This is a genomic window from Pseudanabaena biceps PCC 7429, assembly GCF_000332215.1.
In the GTDB taxonomy this organism is placed as follows: domain Bacteria; phylum Cyanobacteriota; class Cyanobacteriia; order Pseudanabaenales; family Pseudanabaenaceae; genus Pseudanabaena; species Pseudanabaena biceps.
Genome location: NZ_ALWB01000272.1, coordinates 1 through 6558, shown reverse-complemented (window position 1 = coordinate 6558; position 6558 = coordinate 1). Strand labels below are relative to the sequence as shown.

The 6558-nt window shown below is 40.3% G+C and carries 5 protein-coding genes; 2 read left to right on the top strand and 3 right to left on the bottom strand.

The annotated features are described in order from the left end of the window. The first annotated feature begins 122 nt into the window (after window positions 1-122). Entirely contained in the window at window positions 123-1025 is a 903-nt protein-coding gene (locus PSE7429_RS20505; RefSeq protein ID WP_009629268.1) for an undecaprenyl-diphosphate phosphatase, read from the top strand. Between the two features lie 25 nt (window positions 1026-1050). Here PSE7429_RS20505 and PSE7429_RS20500 read toward each other — a convergent pair whose 3' ends face one another. From PSE7429_RS20500 to PSE7429_RS20485, 3 genes are all read right to left on the bottom strand, one after another. Beyond that, window positions 1051-2058, bottom strand: a complete 1008-nt coding sequence (locus tag PSE7429_RS20500) for a tetratricopeptide repeat protein (protein WP_158467662.1) — start codon at window positions 2056-2058, stop codon at window positions 1051-1053. A gap of 380 nt (window positions 2059-2438) precedes the next feature. Further along, window positions 2439-3485, bottom strand: coding sequence for a DMT family transporter (locus PSE7429_RS20495; protein WP_009629266.1), 1047 nt, complete (start codon window positions 3483-3485; stop codon window positions 2439-2441). A 541-nt stretch (window positions 3486-4026) separates the two neighbouring features. Next, window positions 4027-5778 (bottom strand): hypothetical protein, encoded by a 1752-nt coding sequence (locus PSE7429_RS20485; RefSeq protein ID WP_009629265.1) that lies wholly within the window; start codon window positions 5776-5778, stop codon window positions 4027-4029. Window positions 5779-6078: 300 nt separating this feature from the next. On the opposite strand from PSE7429_RS20485, the gene PSE7429_RS20480 reads away from it, so the two are divergent. Continuing rightward, window positions 6079-6510 carry a QcrA and Rieske domain-containing protein gene (locus tag PSE7429_RS20480; protein WP_009629264.1) on the top strand — a complete coding sequence of 144 codons (432 nt, stop codon included), beginning with the start codon at window positions 6079-6081 and terminating at the stop codon, window positions 6508-6510. Window positions 6511-6558: the final 48 nt, after the last annotated feature.

Sequence of the window (6558 nt, the reverse complement as noted above, 5' to 3'; positions counted from 1 at the left end):
GGCGCTTCGCGCCGCCACTCATCTTTGGAGTTTTGATTTGTCCTAGCTATTGTAGCTATAGTTAATCGTTAGCCTCCACTGTGAGGAGTAATTAGAGGAGTAATTAGAGGAGTAATTATTTTATGATGCATTCATTTTTGCTGTCTGCTGCGGTTTGTAACGAGGGTAGTGCGGTTAATCTCGACTTTGTGAATATCAATTGGTTTGGTATTGTGATTCTTGGGATCGTGCAAGGTATTACTGAACTATTACCGATTAGTAGTACTGCCCATTTACGCATAGTTCCGAGTTTTTTAGGTTTACCCGATCCTGGTTCTGCTTTTTCGGCAGCGATGCAGTTAGCAAGTTTAACAGCAGTTCTCACCTATTTTTGGCAAGATATTACTCGCTTGTTGGGGAGTTCCTATCGGGCGATCCTTCGTAAGGACTATATGTCTAAATCTTTTCGACTGCTATTGGGATTGATTGCAGGGACAATTCCGATCGCGATCGTCGGACTTTTGTTAAAGAAAACTCTCGATACTTGCAACTCGCCTTTGCGGACGTTAGTCACCATTGGGATTGCCTCAATCGTGATGTCTCTATTACTTGCGGCTGCCGAAAAGTGGGGAAGTCGCAAGCGTAATTTTGAGCAGTTAACCCTAATCGATGGTGTTTTTGTCGGAATTGCACAAGTTTTTGCTCTGATTCCAGGGGTATCGCGATCGGGCTCGACCATTACAGCCGCCCTCTTTTTAAAAATGGAACGAGAAACGGCGGCGAAGTTCTCGTTCTTATTAGGATTACCCACGATTATTCTGGCTGGGGCTGTGGAAATGGCGACACTTGCTAAAGCTGGATTGGATTTGCATGGTTGGGCTATTCTCCTATTAGGACTGACTTCCGCTAGCATTTCCGCATTTTTAGCAATCTTTCTATTGTTGAAATACTTAGAAAAGCATAGTACTTGGCTTTTTGTCTGGTATCGCTTGGCGATGGGATTGTTTCTCTTAATTGGTGTGGGTTTAGGTTGGCTAAAAAATTAAGAAATTAAGAAAAAGGTAATCAATACTAATCGCGATCGCTACTTTGCATTTTGAAGGCTAAAGATGCTTGAAAATATGCTATGGAGAGTTTGTATTGACCTAATTTTTCGTAGGCTTTACCGAGCCCATTCAATGCGGTTAAGAAGCCTCGGTAATGGTGTGTTCGCTTCACGATTTCCACTGTTTTAAGAAATGATTCAACCGCTTTTTGATACTGACCTAGTTCGAGGTAGGTATTTCCTAGGACATTGAGAGCATTTATTTCTCCTTCCTTGACATTGTTTTGTCTGGCAATGTCCAATGCTTGTTGGTAAAAATCAATGGCTAGTTCGACCTTTCCTAATTTTTTGCAAACATTCCCTAGTCCAATCTTTGCTCGATCATTGCCATCGGTAAAGCGAGCTTTACTAGCAAGTGCTAAGTTAAAGAATTCGTTAGCTTTTTGATATTTCCCTAAACCCACATAGGCTTCGGCTATACCGATTAGCGAATTTTTGATGTCAAGATTTCCATTAATACTTTCATTAATACTTTCATTAATACTTCCATTATTGCTTTTAGCGATCGCTAAGGCTTGCTGATGGAATTCCAGTGCTTTTTGATATTGTCCCAGATGCTCGTAGCAAGTTCCTATATCACTAAGGGATTTGAAATTATTCTCAATCGGACTCAATTCAGGATTGTCGATGGCTAAAGCCTGTTGATAAATTTCTATTGCCCTTGGACAATTATCACTAAGCATGTAGGCATAGCCCAATTCGTTTAATGCACGTTGTTCTATGGAGCGATATTTGTTTTGCCTACTTAAATTTACAATTTTTTCGTAGGAATCTATCGCTCTTTGGTATTGTCCGATCTGAAGGTATAAACCTCCTAATTCCTCAAGAACAAATTCGTCCGCACTTCTATTGACTTGAGAGTATATTTGTAAGGCTTGTTTGAGTAATGCGATCGCTTTTTCTGGTTGATTATCATCAAGGGTGATGGCTTCTTTTACCAATCGTGAAGCTTGTTCTAATTGCGATAAATCCATCGCATTAGCTCCCCTTTGGGTTCTCGCTTCAGCAACAAATAAAGTTGATACAGACAGGCAGGTTAATACAATCGAAATTAGGTTCCTAAAACTCTTATACATATACTCTTATACCAATTTACGAAAGTGTGACAACACTTTTGTGAATTAAATCTCGTAAGGGTTTTCAAGTTAAGAAATGGCTACGCCATTTCTTAACTTGGCATCACAAGCAAAAAATATGGCATTTTGGTATTGCTAAATATAGCAATTCTGTTTCATTTGTGAGCTTAAATGGTTTGAGAGAGTTAACCCCTTTGGGGTTAACTCTCTCAAACCATTTAAGAAGGTTATGTATGTCTAGTCGTATATTAAATTATTTCTGGAATTTAGATAGCTTACTAATCTTTTTCTTGGGCGACAGAGACTACATTGGCAATTGGTTTTTTGTTGATTTTTTCTAAATTCATTAAGACAACACCAATAGTAACTAAAAAGATTGCAATCCAAGATGGTATTTTGTCATTAAGAATTAATACTGATAGAATCGCCGTAACAGCAGGTCCACTAGAGCCAATAATTGCTGTTGAAGCCGCACCTATAGCTTTAATCCCAAAATTATTAAACAAATATCCAAATAAGGTTGAAAAACAGAGCAATAAGCCCATAATAATTAGACCTTGGCTCAGATTGATGTGAATAAAAGCAACACATACAATAAGCAAAACTACAAATTCGACGGTAAAAATTAGCCCTGTAAAGGTAGCAGGATTGATTTTAGTAAAGCAGGATTGGGCGATGACTCCCTCCAATGCAAAAACGATCCCTGCAAAGGCAGCGGAGATCAGTCCCACAATATCGCTTTTAAATGCAGCCCCTGGAACCGTGCTAAATAGAACCCATGTGCAACCGCTAATAATTAAACCAATGGCTAGCCATTGTTTCCATGATGGGCGATCGCCAAATAATCGCCATGCTAACAAAGTAGTGACTACAGGATAGATAAAAAATACTGTTAAAGCGGTTGCGGGACCAACAATTGAGACCGCTAAATATGTCCCTGTTTGAGATAAAAATAGCAACAACCCAGCCGCAATTACCTTCATTAGTAATTTGGGATTGTAACCCCTCAGGACTGATATGGCTTGTTCTTCCGACCCTGGTCTAAGTACTGGCAGCACAGTCCACAGTAGGGGGACGACAAAGGCAATTCGCACCAATAGTACTAGTAAAGGTACTTGTAGGGGATTGGCGGGATCGGCATCGACATATACATTAGAAGGAATTAGTCCACCGAGAATTTTTAATGGATACTTCCCGTTATATTGGACGATTCTAACTAAGACATTTTGGATTGATAAAAACAAGGTCGCTAGAAGTACCATGATCAATCCACGCCACCATTGGCTCGAAGGAGTAGAAGATGTTTCGGATATAGATTTAGCCATGATTTTTATCTCAAACGTTGTAAACAAAGTCTGTAAATGGTTGCTATCCGCAGAGCCTAAAGAGCTTGCGGTCGGTTTCTTTCAAACTACCTTTAGACATTTAGTGGTATCGCATTTAATCTAAACGCTCAGTGAAATTGGGACAAAAGGGCAATATCATGAAATTTTCATCAAGTCTGCGCGATTATTCTATTTGCTTAAATTACCTTACTTTTCGCGATTTGGAGCATTAAATGGTTTTCTCATATTTTAGGTGCTAAGGCACTTGCAGATAAAAATGCCTCACTACCTTATAAGCAGTTAAGCATAATTAAAACCCAAACCTAGAGAGCGTACCGCCCGCCTAGCGGGCGGTACGCTCTTCTAGGTTTTAAGTTTACTTCTTAGCTACTTACCAATTCCCAAAATGGCAACGCCATTTTGGGAATTGGTATAAATCCTTTTCTTTTCAGGACTATAGCAACGTAAACCTCAAAGATGATTTGCAGCGCTTCGCGCTGCAAATCATCTTTGGGGCTAAGCAAACTTTACGTTGCTATACCTATTTCTCAGGCGAAAAACGATGTAAATAGCGGAGCATTTGTTCGTGAAAACGTCCTAAAATTCTTTCCAGCTCTTTTGCTGATAGTTCTTCCCTTTGGTGATCTAGTTCGAGGTAGTTATCAGCATAGAGACGAATTCGCGATATGAGGAGGTCTTGAAATTGATCGATATAATCTTTGTAGGGCGTGTAGTAGATATTCAGGTTGCCCCGATCGGTATCCTCCCAGAAGTGATGATTAAATAGCTGCAAATGTTTGCAAGTCATCTCGATCAAGCGACAAAATGACTCTTTACCCCAATATTCTAAATCGTCAATAATATCGTTAATAATTCGTTCGACAAATTCAGGGCGATCGTTTTTAAGATAAAAAAGGGCTAGCCCAATTTGTAGGGTTCGGACACCATTATCCACAAATTGCCCTTTGTCGAGGTCATCTTTCATGAAATTGGGAAGGCTATCAACCTGTAGCATCTCAAAGAGCAACTCGCTTTGTAGGGCTGTCTCTAAATTTAACTCATGGGCGAGAATGAGGATCTTTTTCATTTCAGCCGCAAACACATCGACGATGAAGTACATGACGGGGCTGGTTTTGCCATATTTAAAAATTTCCGTTCCATAAAGTCGCAGATAATGGAAACTTAGCTTTGCCTGCTCGATTTTCTGAGAACGGACTAGATTGGAGATGAAGTTCCCATAATGAAAAGCAAAATTATAGAGATTACGGGCTTCATTATTGCGAGTTCCATGCTTCAATGCAATCCGCAATATGGTATTGAAGCGGACGATCGTGGTATCGATCAAATGATCGTCCCCTATGGATATGGCGGTAATTCCCACTCGATAAATTTCGGAGACGCATAGGGAAGCTAAATCAAATTCATGGTGTTCGATGAATTGCGTATAGGCATTGTTGAGCAGCCGAAAGCACTTTTGCTCGTAAAATATGCGCGATCGCTCCAGGTCTTCAAACTCAATAGTGGTACGAAAGGAAATATCGGTGCGGACTTCTTGCCCCATTAAAAAGAATTGAGGATTGATGTTCGGTTTTAAAATGATATAGCGATCGACAAGTTCCGTAATCTGTTCGATGATCTGGGCTTGCGCTTCCTTGAGAGTCACATAGCTTAATAGATTGTCTAACTGATTGAGAGATGCAAATAGCCGAAACTGGTAAGCACTTTTAAACTGGGGATTGTTGAGAAGGATGGAAACATAGGGATTAGGAAGTAGGTTAATCTGTTGTAGATGATTAGAGAAAATACGTTCGATGACGGTGACTGGTTTGGTACAACGGAGAATGTAATAGATATAGGGAAATACTAAAACGATTGCTAAGGGGAGAAACAGGCAGTCATTCAAAACGGCACTGGCAAGAAAGGAGCGATCTTCTTCGACGCGGACTTTGGCTAAAACTGCATGAGTCCCTGCTAATACCAAGAACCACACATAAAATAGGCTTTGCCAATCTTGCATGTACAAATCAACCAGTTTAGGAAGATTTTGGGAAGCGATGGAGATAACGATAATCAGAGTTCCCAAAACCAAGCTAAGAAGTGATAACCAGACTTCTGGAGCAAAGTCAATACCGATCGTTGTTGGCGAAAACCCTTGGATCCGATTCCATTGAGTTGTAAATAATAAATCTGTTCCAAAAACGAAAGCCGAAATGATTATAAAAGAGATAAAAAGACGATTTGTTAGAATGAAATTGATGATTTTGTAGCAAAAATACAGGATGTGAAGTTTCACTGAGTTATCTTAATATTGCTCTATATCAATCCAATTTTAGAGCAATTTATCAATATAGAATTTTGCCCTTCGCCTCCTCGGGATGCCATGGTTTTGGTAATGTGCACAAGCTCTATCCCGAAATAATTATGGCGGCAGTTTCTTGTTAGAAAACCCAAAAGAGGTTTGCCGCGCTTTGTGTGGCAAACCTCTTTTGGGTTTTATGTCCTGATACAGTTGACGGCAGCTATATGTCAAGTAACTTAGACATCGTTTATACTCGTTAGTATCGTCCGTAGGTAAAACTTTAGAGGATAGATTATGGAGCGTCGTAAATTTTTGATGCTTTTTGGAGTTGGGACTTTAGCTAGTTATTTACCTGTTGCGATCGCTGCTTGTTCTTCGCTGTTCAAGGTTGATGAGGCTTTTGGACAGTCTGATGGGGCTGTGGTCGCGGGTACGATCGCCGATCTGGACAATGCAGGTCAGCTTTATCAGGATAATACATCCATTGGCTCTATCGCTGTAATTCGTTCGCCCGATAACCCTCAAAAGCTGTTAGCTGTCGATCCTACCTGTACTCACCAAGGCTGCACGGTCGATTGGGACGGCGATAAGAAGCAATTCAAATGTCCTTGTCATGGCGCAAAGTTTAGTGCCAATGGAAAGGTCCTTAAGGGACCAGCCAGTAGCCCATTGGGAACCTATAAGGCAAAAATCCAAGGTAATTCAGTGATTGTGAGCAAAAATTAATCCTACAGAGCTTTGCGCGCAAAGCCAAACCAAGAAACTTTTTGAAAG